This is a genomic window from Psychroserpens algicola, from assembly GCF_014526325.1.
Classification (GTDB): Bacteria; Bacteroidota; Bacteroidia; order Flavobacteriales; family Flavobacteriaceae; genus Psychroserpens; species Psychroserpens algicola.
Map to the genome: position 1 here is coordinate 14,673 of NZ_JACNMJ010000007.1, position 20,575 is coordinate 35,247.

The 20,575-nt window shown below is 32.5% G+C and carries 25 protein-coding genes and 2 tRNA genes; 16 read left to right on the top strand and 11 right to left on the bottom strand.

Features of this window, described 5'->3' with window-relative positions; genetic code table 11:
* Positions 1-24: 24 nt before the first annotated feature.
* Together H7350_RS13695 and H7350_RS13700 are read left to right on the top strand one after the other, a co-directional pair.
* Positions 25-113, top strand: a tRNA-Ser gene (locus H7350_RS13695).
* A 39-nt stretch (positions 114-152) separates the two neighbouring features.
* Positions 153-227: transfer RNA gene (locus tag H7350_RS13700), tRNA-Pro, on the top strand.
* 120 nt (positions 228-347) lie between these two features.
* Here H7350_RS13700 and H7350_RS13705 read toward each other — a convergent pair.
* The 3 genes from H7350_RS13705 to H7350_RS13715 form a co-directional block, all read right to left on the bottom strand.
* Entirely contained in the window at positions 348-824 is a 477-nt protein-coding gene (locus H7350_RS13705) for a hypothetical protein (RefSeq protein ID WP_204346492.1), read from the bottom strand.
* An 86-nt stretch (positions 825-910) separates the two neighbouring features.
* Positions 911-1,063, bottom strand: a complete 153-nt coding sequence (locus tag H7350_RS13710; RefSeq protein WP_204346493.1) for a hypothetical protein — start codon at positions 1,061-1,063, stop codon at positions 911-913.
* A 12-nt stretch (positions 1,064-1,075) separates the two neighbouring features.
* Positions 1,076-2,437, bottom strand: coding sequence for an NAD-dependent succinate-semialdehyde dehydrogenase (locus H7350_RS13715; protein WP_204346494.1), 1,362 nt, complete (start codon positions 2,435-2,437; stop codon positions 1,076-1,078).
* Between the two features lie 171 nt (positions 2,438-2,608).
* Between H7350_RS13715 and H7350_RS13720 the strand changes: the two genes are divergently transcribed.
* The 4 genes from H7350_RS13720 (at position 2,609) to H7350_RS13735 (ending at position 4,301) form a co-directional block, all read left to right on the top strand.
* Positions 2,609-2,941, top strand: coding sequence for a YtxH domain-containing protein (locus H7350_RS13720; RefSeq protein ID WP_204346495.1), 333 nt, complete (start codon positions 2,609-2,611; stop codon positions 2,939-2,941).
* Positions 2,942-2,944: 3 nt separating this feature from the next.
* On the top strand, positions 2,945-3,292 hold the full coding sequence (locus H7350_RS13725; protein ID WP_204346496.1) for a hypothetical protein: 348 nt from the start codon (positions 2,945-2,947) through the stop codon (positions 3,290-3,292).
* Between the two features lie 5 nt (positions 3,293-3,297).
* A complete protein-coding gene (locus H7350_RS13730; protein WP_204346497.1) occupies positions 3,298-3,498 on the top strand; it encodes a hypothetical protein in 201 nt (66 codons plus the stop codon).
* 200 nt (positions 3,499-3,698) lie between these two features.
* Positions 3,699-4,301 carry a hypothetical protein gene (locus tag H7350_RS13735; RefSeq protein ID WP_235989355.1) on the top strand — a complete coding sequence of 201 codons (603 nt, stop codon included), beginning with the start codon at positions 3,699-3,701 and terminating at the stop codon, positions 4,299-4,301.
* 63 nt (positions 4,302-4,364) lie between these two features.
* On the opposite strand, the gene H7350_RS13740 is transcribed toward H7350_RS13735, so the two are convergent.
* Positions 4,365-5,408 carry a helix-turn-helix transcriptional regulator gene (locus H7350_RS13740; RefSeq protein WP_204346498.1) on the bottom strand — a complete coding sequence of 348 codons (1,044 nt, stop codon included), beginning with the start codon at positions 5,406-5,408 and terminating at the stop codon, positions 4,365-4,367.
* Positions 5,409-5,759: 351 nt separating this feature from the next.
* On the opposite strand from H7350_RS13740, the gene H7350_RS13745 reads away from it, so the two are divergent.
* The 6 genes from H7350_RS13745 to H7350_RS13770 all read left to right on the top strand — a co-directional run bounded on the left by H7350_RS13745 (position 5,760) and on the right by H7350_RS13770 (position 9,203).
* Complete coding sequence (locus tag H7350_RS13745) at positions 5,760-6,194, top strand: hemerythrin domain-containing protein (RefSeq protein ID WP_204346499.1); 435 nt, start codon at positions 5,760-5,762, stop codon at positions 6,192-6,194.
* A gap of 5 nt (positions 6,195-6,199) precedes the next feature.
* On the top strand, positions 6,200-7,282 hold the full coding sequence (locus H7350_RS13750; protein WP_204346500.1) for a DNA topoisomerase IB: 1,083 nt from the start codon (positions 6,200-6,202) through the stop codon (positions 7,280-7,282).
* Positions 7,283-7,454: 172 nt separating this feature from the next.
* A complete protein-coding gene (locus tag H7350_RS13755; protein WP_204346501.1) occupies positions 7,455-7,904 on the top strand; it encodes a ferritin-like domain-containing protein in 450 nt (149 codons plus the stop codon).
* A 120-nt stretch (positions 7,905-8,024) separates the two neighbouring features.
* Positions 8,025-8,738, top strand: a complete 714-nt coding sequence (locus H7350_RS13760; protein ID WP_204346502.1) for an SOS response-associated peptidase family protein — start codon at positions 8,025-8,027, stop codon at positions 8,736-8,738.
* 111 nt (positions 8,739-8,849) lie between these two features.
* On the top strand, positions 8,850-9,011 hold the full coding sequence (locus H7350_RS13765; protein ID WP_204346503.1) for a DUF1328 family protein: 162 nt from the start codon (positions 8,850-8,852) through the stop codon (positions 9,009-9,011).
* Between the two features lie 54 nt (positions 9,012-9,065).
* A complete protein-coding gene (locus tag H7350_RS13770) occupies positions 9,066-9,203 on the top strand; it encodes a hypothetical protein (protein ID WP_204346504.1) in 138 nt (45 codons plus the stop codon).
* A gap of 78 nt (positions 9,204-9,281) precedes the next feature.
* Here the strand turns inward: H7350_RS13770 and H7350_RS13775 are convergent, their stop codons facing one another.
* Positions 9,282-9,665 (bottom strand): arsenate reductase family protein, encoded by a 384-nt coding sequence (locus H7350_RS13775; protein ID WP_204346505.1) that lies wholly within the window; start codon positions 9,663-9,665, stop codon positions 9,282-9,284.
* A gap of 219 nt (positions 9,666-9,884) precedes the next feature.
* Between H7350_RS13775 and trxB the strand changes: the two genes are divergently transcribed.
* On the top strand, positions 9,885-10,862 hold the full coding sequence (trxB, locus tag H7350_RS13780) for a thioredoxin-disulfide reductase (protein ID WP_204346506.1): 978 nt from the start codon (positions 9,885-9,887) through the stop codon (positions 10,860-10,862).
* 79 nt (positions 10,863-10,941) lie between these two features.
* Here trxB and H7350_RS13785 read toward each other — a convergent pair whose 3' ends face one another.
* The 6 genes from H7350_RS13785 to H7350_RS13810 all read right to left on the bottom strand — a co-directional run bounded on the left by H7350_RS13785 (position 10,942) and on the right by H7350_RS13810 (position 16,259).
* Complete coding sequence (locus tag H7350_RS13785) at positions 10,942-11,775, bottom strand: GIN domain-containing protein (protein WP_204346507.1); 834 nt, start codon at positions 11,773-11,775, stop codon at positions 10,942-10,944.
* 109 nt (positions 11,776-11,884) lie between these two features.
* Positions 11,885-12,613: a head GIN domain-containing protein gene (locus tag H7350_RS13790; RefSeq protein ID WP_204346508.1), complete on the bottom strand. Its 729-nt coding sequence runs from the start codon at positions 12,611-12,613 to the stop codon at positions 11,885-11,887.
* 36 nt (positions 12,614-12,649) lie between these two features.
* The gene (locus H7350_RS13795) at positions 12,650-13,441 is read right to left on the bottom strand and encodes a nuclear transport factor 2 family protein (protein ID WP_204346509.1); all 792 of its coding nucleotides are present in this window, start codon (positions 13,439-13,441) and stop codon (positions 12,650-12,652) included.
* A gap of 105 nt (positions 13,442-13,546) precedes the next feature.
* On the bottom strand, positions 13,547-15,403 hold the full coding sequence (locus H7350_RS13800) for a PspC domain-containing protein (protein ID WP_204346510.1): 1,857 nt from the start codon (positions 15,401-15,403) through the stop codon (positions 13,547-13,549).
* On the bottom strand, positions 15,403-15,741 hold the full coding sequence (locus H7350_RS13805; protein WP_204346511.1) for a PadR family transcriptional regulator: 339 nt from the start codon (positions 15,739-15,741) through the stop codon (positions 15,403-15,405). The genes H7350_RS13800 and H7350_RS13805 overlap by 1 nt, the downstream gene beginning before the upstream one ends.
* Positions 15,742-15,812: 71 nt before the next feature.
* On the bottom strand, positions 15,813-16,259 hold the full coding sequence (locus tag H7350_RS13810; protein WP_204346512.1) for a DUF4870 domain-containing protein: 447 nt from the start codon (positions 16,257-16,259) through the stop codon (positions 15,813-15,815).
* 144 nt (positions 16,260-16,403) lie between these two features.
* On the opposite strand from H7350_RS13810, the gene H7350_RS13815 reads away from it, so the two are divergent.
* From H7350_RS13815 to H7350_RS13825, 3 genes are all read left to right on the top strand, one after another.
* A complete protein-coding gene (locus H7350_RS13815) occupies positions 16,404-16,859 on the top strand; it encodes a DUF4442 domain-containing protein (RefSeq protein ID WP_204346513.1) in 456 nt (151 codons plus the stop codon).
* Positions 16,860-16,922: 63 nt separating this feature from the next.
* Positions 16,923-17,720, top strand: a complete 798-nt coding sequence (locus H7350_RS13820; RefSeq protein WP_204346514.1) for a TIGR00266 family protein — start codon at positions 16,923-16,925, stop codon at positions 17,718-17,720.
* Positions 17,721-17,815: 95 nt separating this feature from the next.
* Positions 17,816-20,407 (top strand): DUF7619 domain-containing protein, encoded by a 2,592-nt coding sequence (locus H7350_RS13825; protein ID WP_204346515.1) that lies wholly within the window; start codon positions 17,816-17,818, stop codon positions 20,405-20,407.
* Positions 20,408-20,575 lie beyond the last annotated feature (168 nt).

Consider the following 20,575-nt stretch of genomic DNA (forward strand, 5'->3'; position numbering starts at 1 on the left):
TTATTGCAAAGTTCATATACAATCGGAGAGGTGCCTGAGTGGCCGAAAGGAGCGGTTTGCTAAATCGTCGTACCTAGAAATAGGTACCCAGGGTTCGAATCCCTGTCTCTCCGCTAATTTTCCTTATTATTTACAGATAAAGATAACCAATTCGGGGTGTAGCGTAGCCCGGTTATCGCGCCGCGTTTGGGACGCGGAGGTCGCAGGTTCGAATCCTGCCACCCCGACAAAAAAATCCAATCACTAAGTAGTGATTGGATTTTTTATTTTTTACAGCTCTGTAGCACTTTAAGCCTAATATTTGGTGTAGATAAATCAGAACCTATCTACATTTTGGTATAAGTGAATTATTCAATTCGCTTATAGTTTTCAGCGTAAATTCTATTGCCGTCTTCATCAATTTCAATTTGACTAAATGAATCTCCATTGATAATCAACTCATGTTTAAATTCTTTTTTTTCTTCAATAATTTTACTCATCATTTCTGAGCCATATTCGAGAATTTCTGTAAGCTCATTACCATCAACAGTATAGCTACCATAGCCAAACCATTCGGTAGAATCTCTAGGAATGTGTTTGCTCCACATTACCTTAGTAGGTGTGTACATTTTTACCTGTCTGTATCCAATACTTGTACTAAATGAATCTGTCACCTTATTATCCATGTAGTTATAATAGCCTACGAGTTCCCATGCGCCTTCAAGCTGGGTTTTAGTCGTGACTTTTGATAGTTCTACAGTAGATTCATCAGGTTTTTTTTCAGTTTTAGAATTACAAGAAAAAATCAATAGCATAATTAGGAGTAAGGACATTGCAGCTTTCATAATGATATGATTTAAAGATGTGAATTACTTTAAATTTACGAAAAAACTGCCAATGTTGCTAATCTATACCGTTGCCAAGTGTATTATTAAAATTTTATAAAATAAATACCAGATACTATTACAGCTATCACAAGTATGGATAACATGATAATGACAAACATGGATGTTTTTTTTGTTGTTTCGTCTTTTTGTAAAATATAATCTCTTCTTTCTTCGTTTTCGTCTTTTATAAATTTCATAAGTAATTGTTTTTATTTGTTAATATATACTGTTTTCTTATTCACGAATTCCATAATTCCTTCTCTTGATAATTCTCTGCCATAACCAGAAGCTTTAGTGCCTCCAAAAGGTAATCTAGGATCAGACTTTACCATCTCATTGATGAAATAGGCACCATCTTCAATTTTTGATATGTTTTTAATTGCACTGTCAATGTCTTCTGTAAAAACCATTGTTCCTAAGCCGAATCGTGAATTTGAAGCCATTTCGTAAGCTTCTTCATTGTCTTTTGCCTTTATAATGGCTGCTACTGGACCAAATGTCTCTTCATCAAAAGCAGGCATTCCCGGTTTTACATTCACTAAAACTGTTGGCTGATAGTATGCTTTATTTCTAAAGTTTCCGAAAAACACTTTAGCTCCTGACGTTATAGATTGTTCGATTTGTTCTTCTAAAATATCAGCTAAATCTTCTCTGGCAAGTACGCCTATTGTGGTATCGTTATCTGAAGGGTCTCCTGATTTTAATTCCTTGACATGAGTTGTAAATCGTTCTACAAACTCTTCATATATAGATTCAACTACGATAAAGCGTTTTGCAGCAATACAGCTTTGTCCTGTGTTTTGCATTCGTGCTTTTACCATTACATCTAAGTATTTGTCTAAATTGGCATCACTTAATACAATACATGAATTGTTACCACCTAATTCTAAAACTGTTTTTTTAAGATGTTTCCCGGCTATTTCGGCTATGTTTTTTCCAGCTTTTTCGCTACCTGTAAGTGATACAGCCTTGATGCTCTCATCTTCTATTATCGACTCAATTTGATTATGGTCTACTAATAGTGTTTGAAAACACCCTTTTGGATATCCAGATTTAATAAAAATGTCTTCAATAATTAATGCGCAACCTGAGACGTTACTTGCATGTTTTAACAGTGCCGTATTACCTGCGGTTAAGGTCGGAATGGCAAATCTCATGACTTGCCAGAATGGATAGTTCCAAGGCATAACAGCCAATATCGTTCCGAGGGGATCATAGCTTATGAAACTTTCTGTCGCTTCTGTTTTAATAATTTCATCAGCAAGAAGGTCTTCAGCATTTTTTCTATAAAAATCACACAAAAACATACATTTTTCTATTTCAGCTCTACTTTCTGATATAGGTTTACCCATTTCATTAGTTATAAGTAGACTATACTTTTCAATATTTTGATGTAAAGTATTGGCGACCTTATCTAATAATTTAGCACGAGCATCAATACTTTCTAATTTCCACGTATTAAAAGTCTGTTTGGCAGTTTTCAATACATTTTTGACTTTAGCATCTGAAAATTTCTGGTACGTATCAATTACTTTATTGGTATACGGATTTTGAGTTGTTATATCTGACATTTTTTATTTTCTAAATTACTAGAAGAAGTATGTATGAGTTAGCTGATAAGAAAAAAATATTGACGGTATTGAAATTACTATTTACGGCAATAATTAAATCAATTACGTCAATCATTACGCTTAAAATGAGCAATATTTGTATAAACAATTCAAACAAACAATAAAAATATCATGGGAAAAGACAGTAACACAATTTTAGGAATATTAGCAGGAACCGCAATAGGAGCAACATTAGGAATTTTATTTGCGCCAGACAAAGGAAGTGCTACAAGACAACGCATAGCTGATGAAGCAATTCATACGAAAGATAAACTAGCTGAACGTGCAACAACGTTAAAAGATAGTGTTGTAAGTACAGTGTCAACTCGGAAGGAAACTTTAGATGATCAGATTGAAACTATTGTTTCTGATGCCAGCCATAAAGCTGATGATTTGATCAATACTTTAGAAAAGAAATTAGCCGACTTAAAAGCTAAAAACAAGAAACTACAAAAGACATCGTAATAAATGACCGTATTCGAATCATTAAATAATACAACAGATAAAGCTACAGATACCGCTGAGAAGTATGTAAAAACATCTCAGCAGTATTTTAAGCTGAAAGTATTTCAGCAATTAACCATTTCATTAAGCTTAATAATTAAACTTTCAATCATTGGAGGATTAATCACTTTAGCCTTAATATTTATGGCCGTTGCTGGTGCTATCGAAATTGGTAAAGCACTAGATAGTTTGGCTTTGGGTTATGCAATTGTCGGACTCATCTTTATTGCTTTTGCGGTTGTAGTTTATTACACAAGAAAAATAATAGATCAAAAAATTATAAAAGTTTTATCTAACAAATTCTTTGATTAGTACTTATGAAAAATTATACCACATTTGAAGAGATAGAATATGACTTAAAGCGTCTAAGCTTGGAACGTCAAATTGCCCTTGAAGAGCTTAAGGGTGTTAAAGGCGAACTTAAAGACGATCTAAAACCTGTGCACTGGATGCAAACAGTGTTTAAATACGCTTCTAAGTATGGTTCATTGTTGCTATTGAAAAAGATTATAAAATAACTAACTTGTAGATTGAAGATAAAAAAGCACAGATACCATCTGTGCTTTCTTTTTATTGACTTTATATTGTTTGGATGTGTCATTTAAGTCAAAGATCAATGTGATTGAGGTAATCAAAACTTGATGTATCCCTTAAATTGCGTATAGTTAAAGAGTAATTCATACTCATAATATATTAACCTAAAAACCAATAAAAAATTATGAAAATTAGAACAATAATTATGACAACAGTATGTGCAGCGTTAATATCTAGTTGTAACATAGATCAAAAAAAAGAAGCAGAGTTACCATCAGTAGATGTTGATATGGATGTTTCAGCAGAAGAAGGACAATTGCCAACTTTTGACGTCGATTGGGCAGATGTAAATGTTGGAACTACGACTAAAACGGTTAAAGTACCAAAAGTTGTGATTGTGATGGAAGAAGAAGAAATTGAAGTGCCTTATATAGATGTTGATATGCCAGAGGACGATAATGCAGATTATGAAAAAGAAGAACGTAATATTTTAATAGAAGCTGAAGTTACCGATAATGAGCACACATTAGACATAAAGGAAATCTTAGCGTCTAATAACAACTTATATGTTATTTCAGAACTTAAGTCAACCAATCAGACAATTGGAGATAAAAAGATGAGAGTTTCAGATCAATTAACTTTAAATGCCAGAGATTTAAATGTAAAGCATTATATCATTGGAGAAAGACCTGATAGAGTTTTTAATACGCAACATACATATGTCAAAAATATGGACGAATTAAAATCTAAAATCAAAGGTGATTATAAAGTTATTTATAGCAAATAATTCATTGTAATAGTAATCACATTTGTTAGACCTCAACTTACGTTGAGGTCTTTTTTATGTTTTTTAGGCTGCAGATTCTTCTGTGACTAAATTGTTTAATACATTTTTTCTGTATTCATTAGGTGTTACATCATATTTCTCTTTAAAAATTTTAGAAAAATAACTCCTACTTGTAAATCCGATACTATAAACCACTTGCGAAACATTTAAATCGGCATTACTCATCAGGTCTCGAGCAGCTTCTAGTCTTATATGTCTTACAAACTCGGTCACAGTTCTGGTGTATAAGAATTTAAAACCGTCCTGTAATTTGGCTTGAGATAGTCCTGATTCTAGAGATAAATGTTCCAGAGAGTAGCTAAACGATGGGTCTTTAATAATTTTATTTCCTAGTTTCCTAATGAGTTTTAATTCTGTTTTAGATAATGAAGTCGGCAATTGTACACCTCTTTGAAATTTATTGTGACGCTGAATATGAAGTGATAAAATTTCGTAGACTAAGGCTTCAATTTTTAATACTTTAACCATGCCTTTAGACTTTATTTTTTTCATCTTCTTAATATAGTCGGCCATTTTCAGATTAAGTGCTCCGTAATGCGAGAATCGATTATCATGATCAGTATCCACAAAAACTTCGTATAAACGTTTGTTTAATAAAGATGCATTTGTAGTTCTTTTTTTAAGAAAGTTTTTACGGATAATTTGAATGATACTAATTTCTAATTTCTTGTCTTTAGGGAAATGAATATAATTATAGCCACCAGTCTTATTAGTGAAAATTAAAGAATGAAATTGTTCTACTAATTTTTCTTCATTATTAATACCAAATCGGTGTTTGAAATCACCATTATAATTATATATAAAACGAATCGGATTAAAACTACTAGCTTTTATCTTTAACGTAATTTCATCATAAAAAGTAATATCAAAATCTAAAAAGTTAACGCCCCAATCAAAGGGTAAATATTTAATGGTTCCTTTAGCATTTTCATTGTCAAATGTCAAGCTGTATTCGTTCCATTTTTCTATAATATGTCCACCAAGAACATCTTTAATTTGATGTAATAAATCTTTTGGGCTCTCGGCAATTATTTCAATTTCTGTCATAGTTTAATCAGATTGATTTGTATATACTGTAATTAGTATCTGTTAGATATACGTACCATAATCTCTAGTGGATATTTAATTGGACAATTTAAGTCTTTTTTAACTGAAAATGATAAGGAAATGTTAAAAAAAAATCAGTGATTGATTTGAAATCTTAAATCGATGTGATTTTTTTTATTTGCGTTAAAATCTCATTAGATACAGCACTTTAGTCTTATATAGGTGTCTTACATTTACAGTATTATCATGTTAGGTTGATGAATGACATGTTAAGTAGATTGGTTAGTAAGCCTCAGTATTGATTTACTGAGGTTTTTAACTTAAAGCAGTACTAATTTAAACACATACATTATGAACATTTTTGAAGCCATTAGAAAAGACCACGATATCCAAAGAGATTTACTAGATCGTTTAGTAGAAACGTCTGGAGATACTAAAAAAAGAGATGAGACATTTAAGTCTTTAAAAAAAGAACTACAGATACATGCCGATGCCGAAGAACGCCATTACTATAAGCCACTTATAGATTCAGATATGATGCAAGATAAGGCGCGTCATGGTATTGCTGAGCATCATGAAATTGATGAACTGATTGAAAAACTAGAAGATACCGATTATGATTCTTCTGCATGGTTAAAAATTGCAAAAGATTTAAAACATAAAGTTGAGCATCATTTGGAGGATGAAGAACACAAGTTTTTTCAACTCTCTGGAAAAGTATTAAGCGACAACCAAAAAACCAGTTTAGCCAAGTCGTACAACGATTATATGGAGTCTAACCGATAGGAATTATGGCTGAAAGACGTCTTACAGCATCGTTATTAAAACGGATTGACAAAAATCCTGAGTCTGCAATTGAAACGCTTGATTTGGTATATGTCAATCCGCATCAATTAGCTATTTCTCGTAAAAAAAGAGGAAAGATTTTTGATTATTTCTACAAAGGGAAACCACTATCTAAGAAAGAAGATCTAGACCGTATCAAATCTTTAGTCATTCCGCCAGCATGGGAAAATGTCAAAATTTCTACACTACACAACGGACATCTCCAAGCCGTTGGACGCGATGCCAAATCTAGAAAGCAATACCGTTACCATCCAAAATGGAGTAAGATAAAAAACCAGACCAAATTTTTTAAAATGGCCGAATTTGGAGAAGCACTTCCTTTAATTCGCGATCGTGTTGAAAAAGACATTATCCAGTCAAGCTGGACCAAATCTAAAGTATTGGCATTGGTCATAAAACTTATGGAAGAAACTCACATAAGAATAGGTAATGCTTATTATGCCAAAAAGAATAAAACCTATGGGTTGACAACATTGCGCAATAAACATGTACATCTTTATAAAGATAAACTGAAATTCCAGTTTACAGGTAAAAAAGGTAAAGCACATAACATCACCCTTAAAAATAAAAAGCTAGTCCAATTGGTCAGTAAATGTGAAGAGATACCTGGCTGGGAATTGTTTCAATTTTATGACAGCTATGGCGAAAAGCATAGTGTAGACAGTACTATGGTTAATGAGTACTTACAGGAAATTACCGGACAATCATTTTCAGCTAAAGATTTTAGAACCTGGTCTGCCAGTGTTATTTTTTTTGAATCACTAATGGACTATGATCGTCCAGTTTCAGATAAAGACATCAAGAAAAATATATTATCTGCTTTTGATGTTACTGCAAAAGCTTTAGGCAATACGAGAAATGTATGCCGCAAGTATTATGTACATCCCATTTTAGTAACTTCATATGAAGATAATACATTACATGACATATTCACTAAGATTGAAACTAACCCTAAAATTTCAAGTCATTTAACACCAACCGAGTCTTCAGTATTAGATCTTATAAAGAATTATAAGCCTCGTATTTAGTTAAAGTTTTATTAATACATTGATTGCGTTAAAACCTGAATTAATTACGTCAACGATCATGACATAATTACTCTAATTTAGTATTGAAATTAAGTGTTAAGCTATTAACACTGATGTAAATCGATAGACATCAAAAAAGAAAACTATCGTTTCAATTAAAATACATTAAATTATGAGTACTTACACAGAAGAAGTAGGAGCAAAATTAAACAACTTACTAGAAAAAACATATGATGCTGAAAAAGGATTTAAAAAGGCCGCAGAGAATATTGATCATGCAGCTCTAAAATCGTATTTCAATAACAAAGCACAAGAACGTTATAATTTCGGACATGAGTTAAAGTCTGAAATAAAAGCATATAATCAAGATGTAGATAAAGGTGGAAGCTTAACAGGAAAAGCACACCGAGCATGGATGGATGTAAAATCATTATTTTCTTCAGATAACGAAGAATCTATGCTTGAAGAAGCCATTAGAGGAGAAAAAGCAGCTATTGATGAATATCAGGATGTATTAAACGAAACAAGTTTACCTTCATCAACAATGTCTATTTTGGTAACTCAAAAAAATACAATTGAAAACGGATTATCAAATATCAAAACCTTAGAGGATTTGAGATAATAGAAATCATTGATTAATAGAATTTAAGGCGCCCAAGTGGTGCCTTTTTTTATTTGAAGACACTTTTATCGCATACGAGTTAAACCTTGTTCTCAGATTTAAGTTTATTTAAAATAAAAAATGTTCTACAAGTTGTGTAACACTTCAAGTTTATTTGATGTCGAAAACGAACTCAATACCAAGTTTCGGTATCCAAAACTGTATGAGCAGAAATCTATTATCAATGGCAAATACGAGTCTAATTTACCTGTCATTACCAGTGAAGATCCTAATTCGATTAACTATGCTATTTGGGGATTGCTGCCTCCAAGTTATGATGGTGACTGGGAAGATTTTCAAGAGATAACCAACACCTTAAATACTTATATTACTTACAACCAATTAAATGAAGAAATTTATGCAGACTCCTTTGATAAGCGTCGGTGTCTGATTGTTGTTAATGGTTTTTTTACAGCAAAACTTCATAAGGGGAAATTGCATCCGCATCATATCCATCTTAAAGAACATAAACCATTTTGTATTGCTGGAGTTTATAATAAAATCGAGGATGGTTTTTTAACCTGCTCATTGCTGGTCACTAATTCTGAATTGGGTAGCAAGTATCTTCCGAATATGGGTATACAAAAACCACTAATTTTCAAGAAAAAGGATTTCAGTACGTGGCTCAATACATCTTACAATTTTGAACAATTAAAACCTTTAATTGCCAATCATGATCGATATGAATTTATATCTCACCCCATTGAACATGATTTTTATAAAAATCCAAAGGTGTTTAAGCAAATAACTGAAAGCCATCATTATAAGTCGGTTATGAGAATAGCTCATCAATAGTATAAGCGTTAATGTTAACTGTATATGAGCTAATTAGACCGAAGAATTTGAGCGATATTTGTAATATAAAGAACTGAAAATCAGTTCATAATTAACTTAAAACTTATTCATATGTTACGTTGGACAATCACATTTATTATCATAGCAATTATCGCCGGAATTTTAGGATTTGGAGGCATTGCTGGAGGAGCCGCTTCTATAGCTAAAATATTATTCTTTATTTTTATAGTATTATTTATTCTATCTTTATTAAAAGGAGTAGTAAAGAAATAACAGAAGGTTTATTACAAACAAGAATCATTATTAACCAATAACAACTATTTAATTATGAAAAAATTAGCAAAAATATTTTTAATCGTATTTACACTATCTACAGTTTTTACTAGCTGTAGAGAGACAACAGGAGATAAAGTTGAAGATGCAGTAGAAGATGTTGCAGATGATGTAGAAGATGTTGTAGATTAATTAGAAAAGGATTATTAAAAAAGCCTCAATTTAAATTGAGGCTTTTTTTTTGTAATGAGATGAAAAGTAGTATAAAATTTAGATAGACGTTTTTTCATCTAATCCCATACTATTAGGATCTAGTTTTTTCTCAATGTCTGAAGGATTTTTAATCTGTATATAGGCATCGCCTAAAATCACAATAGGATAATTTAAAATCTCAGGAGTTTTATTCAATAGTTTAATCCAGTCATCTTCAACTAAAGAAGCGTCTTTATCGTAATTTTTAGTAAAAGTTGGATGCTCATGGTCTACTAAATCTCCAATTTTTATATTGAGTTGTTGTGCAAGTTCTTTCCATTGGGTACCAGTAACATTTGTTTTAGTAACATCAATAGCTAACAAGTCTTTAAAGGATGCATTAAGGTAAGCATAAGCTTGCTTCCCAACTGAAGACTCAGAACTGTAATATATTTTTATCATGTTATTATGTGTTGAAATTATAGTCATAGTTTCTGTTTAAGTTTCTAATTTAATTTTATTTGTGGTGTTAGTTTGACTCAAATCCAATAATGATTAACCCAATAGGCATGAGAACCCAGTATAGAAAAACCTAATAATACTATTTTAACTGTTAATAACTTTGACGTAAGTTTTTAATCAAAAATCCTACTTTTGTTGTATCAATTTGAAACAAAAAATATGTCTGATACAATAGAAAAAGTAAAGTGCCTAATTATAGGTTCTGGACCTGCAGGATACACTGCAGCAATATATGCTTCAAGAGCTAATATGCATCCTGTGCTTTATCAAGGAACGCAACCTGGAGGTCAATTGACAACCACCAATGATGTTGAAAATTTCCCTGGATATCCCGATGGAATTACAGGACCTGAAATGATGATTGAATTACAAAAACAGGCTGAGCGTTTTGGTACTGATGTACGAGATGGTTGGATTACTAAAGTGGACTTCTCTGGAGATATCCATAAAGTTTGGGTTAATGATACTAAAGAAATCCATTGTAAAACTGTAATCATATCTACAGGAGCTTCTGCTAAATATTTAGGATTAGAATCTGAACAAAAATATTTAAAGCTTGGTGGAGGGGTTTCGGCATGTGCTGTTTGTGATGGCTTCTTTTACAGAAATCAAGAAGTTGTGATTGTTGGAGCAGGAGATAGTGCTGCTGAAGAAGCACACTACTTATCAAAACTATGTAAAAAGGTAACGATGCTAGTGAGACGTGATGAGTTTAGAGCTTCTAAAATTATGGCTAATCGTGTGATTAATACGCCAAACATCGAGATACTTTACAATACTGAAACCGATGAGGTTTTAGGTGATGGTCAAGTAGTGACAGGTGTTAGAGCTTTCAATAATAAAACCAATGAAAAGTTTGAAATTCCTGCTACTGGGTTTTTTGTCGCTATTGGTCATAAACCTAATACCGACATTTTCAAAGGCTTTTTAGAACTTGATGAAACAGGTTACATTATTAATGTTCCTGGTACATCAAAAACCAATATTGAAGGCGTATTCGTATCTGGAGATGCAGCCGATCATGTGTATCGTCAAGCTGTAACAGCTGCTGGTACAGGATGTATGGCAGCTTTAGATGCAGAGCGTTACTTAGCTGCAAAGGAGTCTGATTTTGAGTTTGTAACTCCTCAGTACTAGACTCAAACTAAAACATAAAAACAGAAAATCCGAAGTTGTTAAGCTTCGGATTTTTTTTGTACATCGGAAAAAGGCTTTTTTATTTCTCTTTTTTCTGAAGTTTTGCTGTATCTGTAAATTTGTTAATTGTGATTTTCGGATTTCCGTAAAGGTAAACCTCACTTGTTCCTGACGCTTCTATAGTAATAAGGTCTGTAGCTTCAACATAAACATCACTTCCAATTTCTGTAATAAGACTACAGTTTTTCGCTGTAAAATTCTTACCGTTAAATTTTGAATTATTGTCAGCTCTAAGTGTAAAATCAGTAACAGCTCCTTCAATATCAGCACTTGCACGCTGGTATAAATCCATTTTGACTTCTGAAGCATTGATAAGCGCATCCATTTTGGTGTTATCACTAATTTCAGATGTAACCTTTGTAGCAGTAATATTTAATTTCACTTTAGTTTTATCGGTACTAATAAAACTGAAATTATCGGTTTTAATATTTAGATAAGCTCTAGAAGATCCACTAGTTTTTAGTTTGGCATTGGTTAATTCTAATGAAGTTAGTGAGCGTATTTCAGCATCATCTTTGACTTCAATTTCAGAAAAAGAGTCACCATAATTAACTTTTATACTAATCTTTTTTGCTCTAATATCAGCAGTAGTTGACAAGGTAAGTACACTGTCATTTACCTGAACATTAATATAGGCATGTAGATTGTCATCCGTTTCAATTTCAACAGAAGGTTTTTTATTATAAAAAAGTTCAACTTCAAAATCTTCACCGACTATAATTTTCTTAAAATCGTCTACATAGGTTTGTTTAATAGTTAAATTTCTATCGCCTTTTATTTTTTCGGCATCTTGAGCATAACCAGCTATGGTAAAACCGAATATGACAAATAGAAACAGCGTAATGTTTTTCATTGTAATAAATTAAGTATTAGAACAAATATAAAACAAAAACCATCCCAAACTCTATTAGAGCTTGAAATGGTTATAAAAAAGGATAAATTGATTGGTTAGTTAATCCTTTTTATTGTCCGCGAATACTTCCTGAAACGGCATCATTCTCGCTAACTTTTTTCGGATTTCCATAATATTTAATATCGCCTCCACTCGTTGCATTAGCTGTTAGTTTTTCTATTGCATATACTTCAATGTCTGCACCACTAGTTACAGATGCAGTACAAGTTTGCGACTTAAGATCGCGTGCCTTTATGTCGCTACCACTAGTTGCCGAAGCACTTAAGGTGTTTGTTGAACCTGATACTTTAATATCACTTCCGCTGGTTGATGCCAAGGTTGTTGACTCTGCTTCGATATCAACTTCAAGATCTGCACCACTAGTTGTAATTAGCCTAATAGTATCAGCTTTTAAAGTATTGGTTGAGTAAACATCACTTCCGCTGGTTGCGCTAATAAGGTCAAGATCTTTTACATTGACCATTACTTTTTTAGATTCGGAAGTACTGATATTTTCATCTGCATAGATTTTTAATACGCCATTTTCAATTTCAGTGATAATAATATCATGAAGATTTTCATCGGCTTGAACTTTTAGCATTGGAGAATCGCTTTGTGTCAAGTACACATCGATACCTCTACTGACTTCTACTCGACTAAACTCGTCTTCGAGATGACGCTCAACTGTTGAGACATTTCCGTTTCCTCTAACTCCAGGGTTTAAGTTGATGTCGAAGTTACAAGACATGAGTAATGAACTAATAATGACTGCTGTGATAAATTTTGTTAGTGTTGTCATGATGTTTTGTTTTAATAGTGATTGATGATGATTGATTTATAGTTTAAATGCTTCCTCTACAATGTTATCGTGTTCTCTAACGATAAATTTAGTGATGACGCCATGGTTATCGGCAACAAATTCAAATGATAGAGGCGATTGTTGATGTACAAATAGTCGTTCCGATTTAGGATGAATATCAGCATTCATGCCTCCAGCATTAATATGCAGGCCATTTTCAGTTCTTGACACAATTACAAGTCCAGAATCTTGAGCTTCATATTGTCCGATATACGTGTCTAAAATATCATCTGAAACCTCTGCAGATTCTTGTAGGTTTGAATTTTGCATTTGGTGATCATAACTAATAACACGCTTTAAAAGCCATGTATCGTTGTCTAAAATCCATAAATGTGAAAATTTAGCAATACTTCCTGCGACTTCTTTTCCATTGGTAGTTTCATAAAATTTATGTATGCCGTTTTGTAAAGCGCCATAGACTTCTCCATTGTTTTTAAGCGGAAACACTTCTAAGCTTCCTTTTACCAACTCACGTCTTGATTTGGTTTGGTTTTTAGGGTTACAAACACCATTTTTCATAGTTTTTATAAAACCTTCTTTTGTCGTTTCAATGCCACCAATATCGTGGTAGAATTCAAAATCTTCGGCGATAAGCTGCTGGAGATATTGCGTTTCACATTTGTTAAAAGAACGTTCAAACAATAAACTGTCTTGAACTTTTAAAACCTTGTAAATTTTGGTGTGCTCCTGAGTTGGCGTTTTTGAGCCTGTAGCCATAGTTCCAACTATTAGAGTAAGCATGATTAATTTATAGATGAACTGTGTCATTTTTTGATTGATTATGGTTCAAATATTTAAAAAATGGTTGGTTAGTTGAAATTTAAATATCTGAACCGTTGATTATTGATGATGAATTGTTGATGTTATATTGATTTATTGTCCGTCGTCGTCAGTAGTAATTTCTATCCCATTATCATCGATGTTGACTTTAATCTCACTGGTTTTTGCTTTCACGCCGTCTTCATCGATTTGAAGGCTGTTATTTTCAGATTTCGCTTTGATACCGTTCTCGTCTATTTTCAAACCAGATTCATCATCCTCGATATCTACTTTGACTCTAAACTCTTTATCTTCCGGACAGTCAAGGCATTCGACACCATTGGAAATGATTTTTAGAAAATGCTCTTCCATATCATGATCTAATATGTCATTGTGATAATGATGGTTACTATGGAAATTGTATGTGTTACGATCGGCATACAATATGGTGTTTTCAGGTAAATAAACAGTGACAGTTACTTCTTGTCCCTTTCTAGCTTCATTAAGAGGAATGGTTAAATAACTGTCTAATAACAATTCGTTATTTCTAAGCTGATAATTATAGTCAATACGTTCGGCTTTTGTTTTTGCATCGTCAAAATCAAACCCTCTTGCACTGCGTTCTATTCTGAGTTTTGCAATACTATCTTTTGTTGACCTTACAATAAGTCTAACACCTCTTGAGAATAATACCTTGTTGTCATTTTCATCATAAGCAGTATCAAAACCATAGCTTCTGTTGTAGCTGTTATGCGTGTACAAATCATTATTGTTCATTCTGATATACAAGGTGTCCTTAGCAGTTATAGAAGCTAATTTTTCAGTTTTAATAAATGAACCGTCCTCTTTAAAACTCATTCCAAATCTTGCTGATAATACGATTAGCGATAAGAACGAGATAAACCATAATCCTATTAAGGTGTATTTTGCTGCATTACCAATCGATTTCAGGTTGGTGATGAGTATTTTTAATCCTAAATAGAAGATAAAGAATGCTATAATTCCTACAAAGAAAAACACGATGATAGACATGAGCCATATAGGAACATTTGTTGCTTCGGCGATATCATAAAAATTAGTTCCAGGAATATGAACGGCTTCCAGTACACCTAATCCTAAAATGCTTATAACTAAAGATATAATGGTCACAGCACCAACAAACATAAGGATGGCACCAAAAAACTTAGCAAAAATCTTTAAAAAGAACATGATGATATTACCTATAGTCTCAAAAAATGAGGTAGATGAAGATTTAATGCGTTCGCCTTGACGCGGTAAATCTACTTTTTTTACACCTTCGGAAATAGAATCGGAAACATTTTCAAATCCTTCTTTTAGTTTATCGCCATGTTTTTTTAAATCTACATTTTGAACGGCATTGGAGACACTATCAAATCCGTCTTTAATTTTTTTTTCAATGTTGCTAATGTTTACGGGTTGCCCCTTCATCATTAGCTTTTCGGTAGTTGTGGTTGCTTCTGGAATAAAAATCCAAAGTAAAATATATAATAAGATTCCTGTACCAGCACCAAATATGAGTAGTATCCATATAAGTCTAACCCAAAGTGCATCGATGCCAAAGTAGTGTCCTAATCCAGAGGATACTCCTCCAACATATGAATTATCTGTATCTCTGTATAGTTTTTTAGAAGCTGAGCTACTACTAGGTCTGTAAGATTGTTTTGGTTCATCTTCAAAGATTTCGTCATCAACCAGGTAATCTTCTGGCTGTCCCATAATGGTAATGACTTCATCGACTTCTTTAGTACGAATTACTTGTCTTTCGTTTTGAACGCGCTCGCTAAATAATTCGGCAATACGAGCTTCAATGTCTGCTATAATTTCTGATCGACCTTGAGAGTCTGTAAATGAACGTTTTATAGCCTCAAGATAGCGTTGCAATTTTAAATATGCATCTTCATCGATATGAAAGAACATACCTGCTAAATTTATGTTGACTGTTTTATTCATTATTTTTTGTTTTTTTCTCTTGTTACTATGTTAACTGCATTTTGTAATTCGTTCCAGGTTGTGGTTAATTCTTTTAAAAACAACTGTCCTGTTTCTGTAAGACCATAATATTTTCTTGGTGGTCCTGATGTGGATTCTTCCCAACGATAATTGAGTAATCCAGCATTTTTAAGCCTTGTGAGAAGGGGATAAATAGTACCTTCTACAACAAGCAGTTTTGCGTCTTTAAGTGTACCTAAGATTTCGGCCACATAGGCATCATCATCTTTTAATACTGATAAAATGCAGTATTCTAATACACCTTTTCGCATTTGTGCTTTTGTGTTCTCTATCTTCATATTTTAATGAGATTAATTTTTAATAAACTGTTCATTTTTTGATTGATTGATGATGGTTAATTGATGAAATTTTATTTTAAAAAGTTGATGGTTAATGGGTATTCATATAATTCACCATCTCTAGCTTTTAAACTTGCAATGACAATAAATATGAGTTCGAAAATAAATCCGATAATGGCTAAAAATCCTAAACCTCCAGAAATATATAATAGAGGAGAAGGTTCACCAATATTAATATGGAAATCATGAAAGCCGTTGAAATCAATAAAATCTAAGTTGTTGAAAAACTTAAAAATGAAAAAAGGAATAGTAATCGTTCCAATAATTAACGTATAAAGCAAAATGCTAATTTGAAAATTAATAGCCTGCTTCCCATGGCGATCTACAAACTCCGATTTATCCTTATTTATCATCCACAATGCAATTGGTCCTATATAATTTCCAAACGGAATTAAAAACCTTGTAAAAGTTGATAAATGAATAAATGTTGCGATATTTTTTTGGTGGTTGTCTAACATGATTTTAAAACATATAGTAATTTCTTATACAAATATATGTCTAAAAGAAGGTATTATGTTACGCATAGTACTAAAAATTAACATTTATTTAACAAATTGAAATGTCGAATATTTTCAATAAATTAGCTGAAATATCTACTGTATATGACCATTTCCCCTAGAAAACTAAATACCTTTTTATTATTTAAATTACCTGCAGCTTATTTTTGTGGTGTAAGAACAAAGTCATTAAATGAGACCTCCTGCACAGTGTCAGTAAAGCATAGATGGATTAATCAAAATCCGTTTAACTCCATGTTTTGGGCAGTTCAGGGTATGGCGGCAGAACTCACCACTGGAGCACTTATGATGACTAAAATTAGAAATAGCGGGAAACACATTTCTATGCTGGTTGCAACTAACAACGGGACTTTTACCAAAAAAGCAACAGGTAGAATAACCTTTACATGTCACCAAGGGGATACTATTGATGATGCCATTGACAAAGCTATTTCAACAGGTGAAGGGCAAACGATTATCTTAAACTCTAAAGGGGTTAATGAAGATGGAGTCCAGGTATCAGATTTTAATTTTGAATGGACTATTAAGGTTAAAAGCTAAACGTTTTGTAACAAAACTAACATTCTATAAACATATAAGTAATCAATTAAAAAACACAAAATCATGACATCACACGAAATCGATTACAGAATATTTGGAGAAGAAATGCAATACGTAGAGATTGAACTCGACCCACAAGAGGGCGTTGTTGCAGAATCAGGTAGCTTTATGATGATGGATGACGGCATCAAAATGGAAACTATTTTTGGTGACGGATCTCAAAAAGATACAGGCTTTTTAGGTAAAATATTAGGTGCAGGAAAACGTATCTTAACAGGAGAAAGTCTATTTATGACAGCCTTTTATAATGACCTTACAGGAAAACGTAATGTATCATTTGCTTCGCCATACCCAGGAAAAATTATACCTATAGATCTTACGGAGTATAGAGGTAAGTTTATATGCCAGAAAGACGCGTTTCTTTGTGCAGCTAAAGGAGTTAGTGTAGGTATTGAATTTTCTAAAAAACTTGGTCGCGGATTGTTTGGAGGTGAAGGATTTATCATGCAGAAACTTGAAGGTGATGGTATGGCTTTCGTTCACGCTGGCGGAACTATGGCAAAAAAAGTATTGCAACCCGGAGAAACCCTGCGTGTCGATACAGGTTGTATTGTTGGATTTACCCAAGATGTAGATTATGATATTGAATTTGTAGGTGGTATTAAAAATACGGTATTTGGAGGCGAAGGTTTATTCTTTGCTAAACTTCAGGGACCAGGAACGGTTTACATTCAGTCCTTACCATTTAGCAGACTTGCAGGTCGTGTATTATCGTCGCTCCCTAAAGGTGGAAACAGCAAGGGAGAAGGTAGTATTCTTGGCGGTTTAGGTGATTTATTAGATGGAGATAATCGTTTTTAATGATTTTATTTTAAAAATAAAAGTTGAAAAGGTTGTGTTTGTAACGCAACCTTTTTTTATTTCAAGCATCTATGAATAAATAACCATCCATATTTATGAGAATAAGATTACTAATTGTGCTTTTTGTTTTTTCATTTTTAAATGTTAACTCTCAAATACTTGACATACCTGATGCTAATTTTAAAGCGGTATTACTTGAAGCTGATGTTACAAATTCTATAGCTGGAGATTCTAATGGTAATAACATTAAAATAGACAGTAATAATGATGGAGAAATACAGCTTAGTGAGGCTCAAAACGTCTATGAATTGTCAGTAAATAATGCAAATATTCAGTCTTTAGATGGTATAGAGCATTTTACACAGCTTTATTTTTTAAGGTGTAGTGGTAATGATCTTTCAACATTAGATTTGAGTGGTAATGCGAATCTTCTATCATTAGTGTATACTGGTAATTATAATGTCACAGAACTTGATTTGAGTTCTAATGTAAATCTTCAAATTCTTAATGTTTTAGATAGCTCACTTTCAACAGTTAATTTGATTAATAATGTCAATTTAACGGTGCTTAATTTAAGAGGCAATAATCTTGAAACTATTGATATTTCGCAAAATCCTTTACTTAGAAGTATAGATTTAAGTAGTAATGACATTACCAATTTTGAATTACCACAAAATATAGATCTCCTTGATTGTAATTTAGCTGGATTACCATTAGAAAGTTTAGATCTTTCTGCATACCCAAATTTGAGATATTTGAATTGTGATACGACTGGATTAACAGCCTTAGATGTTATTAACAATCCGTTATTGGAATATTTATCATTTACTGGTAATCAAATAGCTTCTATAGATGTATCTCAAAACCCTTTATTATGGTATTTTGCCGGAGGTTTTAATAATTTATCTAGTATCGATGTAAGTTCGAACCTATTATTGAGAGATTTACATGTTCACTTTAATCAAATATCTACCTTGAATGTATCACAAAACCTAAACTTGGAAATTTTAAATGCTATTGATAATAATTTAGAAGCATTGGATTTAAACTCTAATACAAATCTTCGAATTTTACGTGTTCAAGGCAATGAAATTGAAGAATTGGACTTGAGTAATAACCCTCAATTAGAGTATCTGAATGCAGCTGATAACCCTATGACATTTTTGAATATTAAAAATGGGACTGTATTTGAATCTGCACTAGGCTATTATTTAGAGGCTACACCTTTAAGTTTTATTTGTGCAGATGATGAAGAACTGGAAGATATTATCGGCATTATCAACGAAAATACTGTGGTTAATAGTTATTGTTCTTTTACTCCAGGCGGAGATTCATTTACTATTGAGGGCGAGAACAAAATCGATACGAACATAAACGGTTGTGATGTTGATGACTTAGTATATCCATACTTGAAATTTAGTATAAACGATGGTATAACTGTGGCTACTTTTATATCGAATTCAATAGGGAACTATACTATACCCTTACCGGAAGGTTCTTATTCGATTTCACCACTCTTAGCAAATCCAGAATATTTTTTGGTGTCACCAGATAATATATCAGTCAGCTTTCCGGAAGATACAAGTCCATATAACCAAGATTTCTGCATCACTCCTAATGGTGTACATAACGATTTGGAAATTTTAATTATCCCATTAACTAATGCCGCTCCCGGTTTTGATTCAGACTATAAAATCGTGTACAAAAATGTTGGCAATACTATCATGTCTGGAGAAGTCACATTTGATTATAGTTTTGATAGTGATTATATGGAATATGTGTATTCAAGTCCATCGGAAACCTCTAACATCAATAATGTATTATCTTGGGATTATATGGATTTGGAGCCTCTAGAAACCCGAGAAATCTTGGTTGCATTTACTTTAAATACACCTACAGACGATAACTTTCCGCTTAATTCTGAGGATGAGCTCAATTTTGAAGCTTCCATTTACCCAATTACTGATGATGACACTCCTGATAATAATTCATTTAGTTTAAATCAAACGGTCGTTAATTCATATGATCCTAATGATATTAGATGTTTGGAAGGCGAAACGATTGTACCAGAACGTGTTGGAGAATTTGTACATTATAAAATTCGATTTGAAAATGTAGGGACAGCTAATGCTGTTAATATTGTTGTGAAAAACAAGATAGACGCTACAACATTTGACATAAATTCTTTAGTGCCCTTAAATGGAAGCCATGACTTTTTTACAAGAATCAACGCGGAAAATGACGTCGAATTTATTTTTGAAAATATCAATTTGCCTTTTGATGATGCTAATAATGATGGTTATGTCATATATAAAATTAAAACTCTGGAAAGTTTGGTTCTAGGTGATACGTTTTCTAATCAGGCTGAGATTTATTTTGATTACAATGCTCCAATAATTACTAATTTATATACCACAGAAATTGCCGAAGAGGATTTGATTGATACTGAAAGCAATACTATCGATGTCAACGTTTATCCTAGTCCGGTTAGTGATATCATTACTATAGAAGGAAGCGATGTCATGGAGTCGATATCTCTTGTAGATACCAATGGAAGAATCATATTAAATTCATTAATTGGTAATCGTATAAAGCATTTGGATGTAAGTATGCTAGACTCTGGAATGTATTTTTTAAGGGTATTTTCTAACGCTGGTAATACTACTTTGAAAATCGTTAAGAAGTAAGATGAATACAGGGTTTTAGAATTCTTTTTTAGGTTTTTTGAATCATAATTAACAATTTTTTGGCTGTTAAAATTTAGATTAAAATGAGGCAACAATCATTTTTTTTACTACATTTAAAGTGTAATAATTAAAAAACAATTGCTTATATAACAAATCTACTTTAACCCT

Bases quoted from the DNA above. Each gene is read 5' to 3' on its own strand.
- H7350_RS13705 (WP_204346492.1), bottom strand. From the start codon at position 824: ATGAAAGCTGCAATGTCCTTACTCCTAATTATGCTATTGATTTTTTCT.
- H7350_RS13710 (WP_204346493.1), bottom strand. From the start codon at position 1,063: ATGAAATTTATAAAAGACGAAAACGAAGAAAGAAGAGATTATATTTTA.
- H7350_RS13715 (WP_204346494.1), bottom strand. From the start codon at position 2,437: ATGTCAGATATAACAACTCAAAATCCGTATACCAATAAAGTAATTGAT.
- H7350_RS13720 (WP_204346495.1), top strand. From the start codon at position 2,609: ATGGGAAAAGACAGTAACACAATTTTAGGAATATTAGCAGGAACCGCA.
- H7350_RS13725 (WP_204346496.1), top strand. From the start codon at position 2,945: ATGACCGTATTCGAATCATTAAATAATACAACAGATAAAGCTACAGAT.
- H7350_RS13730 (WP_204346497.1), top strand. From the start codon at position 3,298: ATGAAAAATTATACCACATTTGAAGAGATAGAATATGACTTAAAGCGT.
- H7350_RS13735 (WP_235989355.1), top strand. From the start codon at position 3,699: ATGAAAATTAGAACAATAATTATGACAACAGTATGTGCAGCGTTAATA.
- H7350_RS13740 (WP_204346498.1), bottom strand. From the start codon at position 5,408: ATGACAGAAATTGAAATAATTGCCGAGAGCCCAAAAGATTTATTACAT.
- H7350_RS13745 (WP_204346499.1), top strand. From the start codon at position 5,760: ATGAACATTTTTGAAGCCATTAGAAAAGACCACGATATCCAAAGAGAT.
- H7350_RS13750 (WP_204346500.1), top strand. From the start codon at position 6,200: ATGGCTGAAAGACGTCTTACAGCATCGTTATTAAAACGGATTGACAAA.
- H7350_RS13755 (WP_204346501.1), top strand. From the start codon at position 7,455: ATGAGTACTTACACAGAAGAAGTAGGAGCAAAATTAAACAACTTACTA.
- H7350_RS13760 (WP_204346502.1), top strand. From the start codon at position 8,025: ATGTTCTACAAGTTGTGTAACACTTCAAGTTTATTTGATGTCGAAAAC.
- H7350_RS13765 (WP_204346503.1), top strand. From the start codon at position 8,850: ATGTTACGTTGGACAATCACATTTATTATCATAGCAATTATCGCCGGA.
- H7350_RS13770 (WP_204346504.1), top strand. From the start codon at position 9,066: ATGAAAAAATTAGCAAAAATATTTTTAATCGTATTTACACTATCTACA.
- H7350_RS13775 (WP_204346505.1), bottom strand. From the start codon at position 9,665: ATGATAAAAATATATTACAGTTCTGAGTCTTCAGTTGGGAAGCAAGCT.
- trxB (WP_204346506.1), top strand. From the start codon at position 9,885: ATGTCTGATACAATAGAAAAAGTAAAGTGCCTAATTATAGGTTCTGGA.
- H7350_RS13785 (WP_204346507.1), bottom strand. From the start codon at position 11,775: ATGAAAAACATTACGCTGTTTCTATTTGTCATATTCGGTTTTACCATA.
- H7350_RS13790 (WP_204346508.1), bottom strand. From the start codon at position 12,613: ATGACAACACTAACAAAATTTATCACAGCAGTCATTATTAGTTCATTA.
- H7350_RS13795 (WP_204346509.1), bottom strand. From the start codon at position 13,441: ATGACACAGTTCATCTATAAATTAATCATGCTTACTCTAATAGTTGGA.
- H7350_RS13800 (WP_204346510.1), bottom strand. From the start codon at position 15,403: ATGAATAAAACAGTCAACATAAATTTAGCAGGTATGTTCTTTCATATC.
- H7350_RS13805 (WP_204346511.1), bottom strand. From the start codon at position 15,741: ATGAAGATAGAGAACACAAAAGCACAAATGCGAAAAGGTGTATTAGAA.
- H7350_RS13810 (WP_204346512.1), bottom strand. From the start codon at position 16,259: ATGTTAGACAACCACCAAAAAAATATCGCAACATTTATTCATTTATCA.
- H7350_RS13815 (WP_204346513.1), top strand. From the start codon at position 16,404: ATGACCATTTCCCCTAGAAAACTAAATACCTTTTTATTATTTAAATTA.
- H7350_RS13820 (WP_204346514.1), top strand. From the start codon at position 16,923: ATGACATCACACGAAATCGATTACAGAATATTTGGAGAAGAAATGCAA.
- H7350_RS13825 (WP_204346515.1), top strand. From the start codon at position 17,816: ATGAGAATAAGATTACTAATTGTGCTTTTTGTTTTTTCATTTTTAAAT.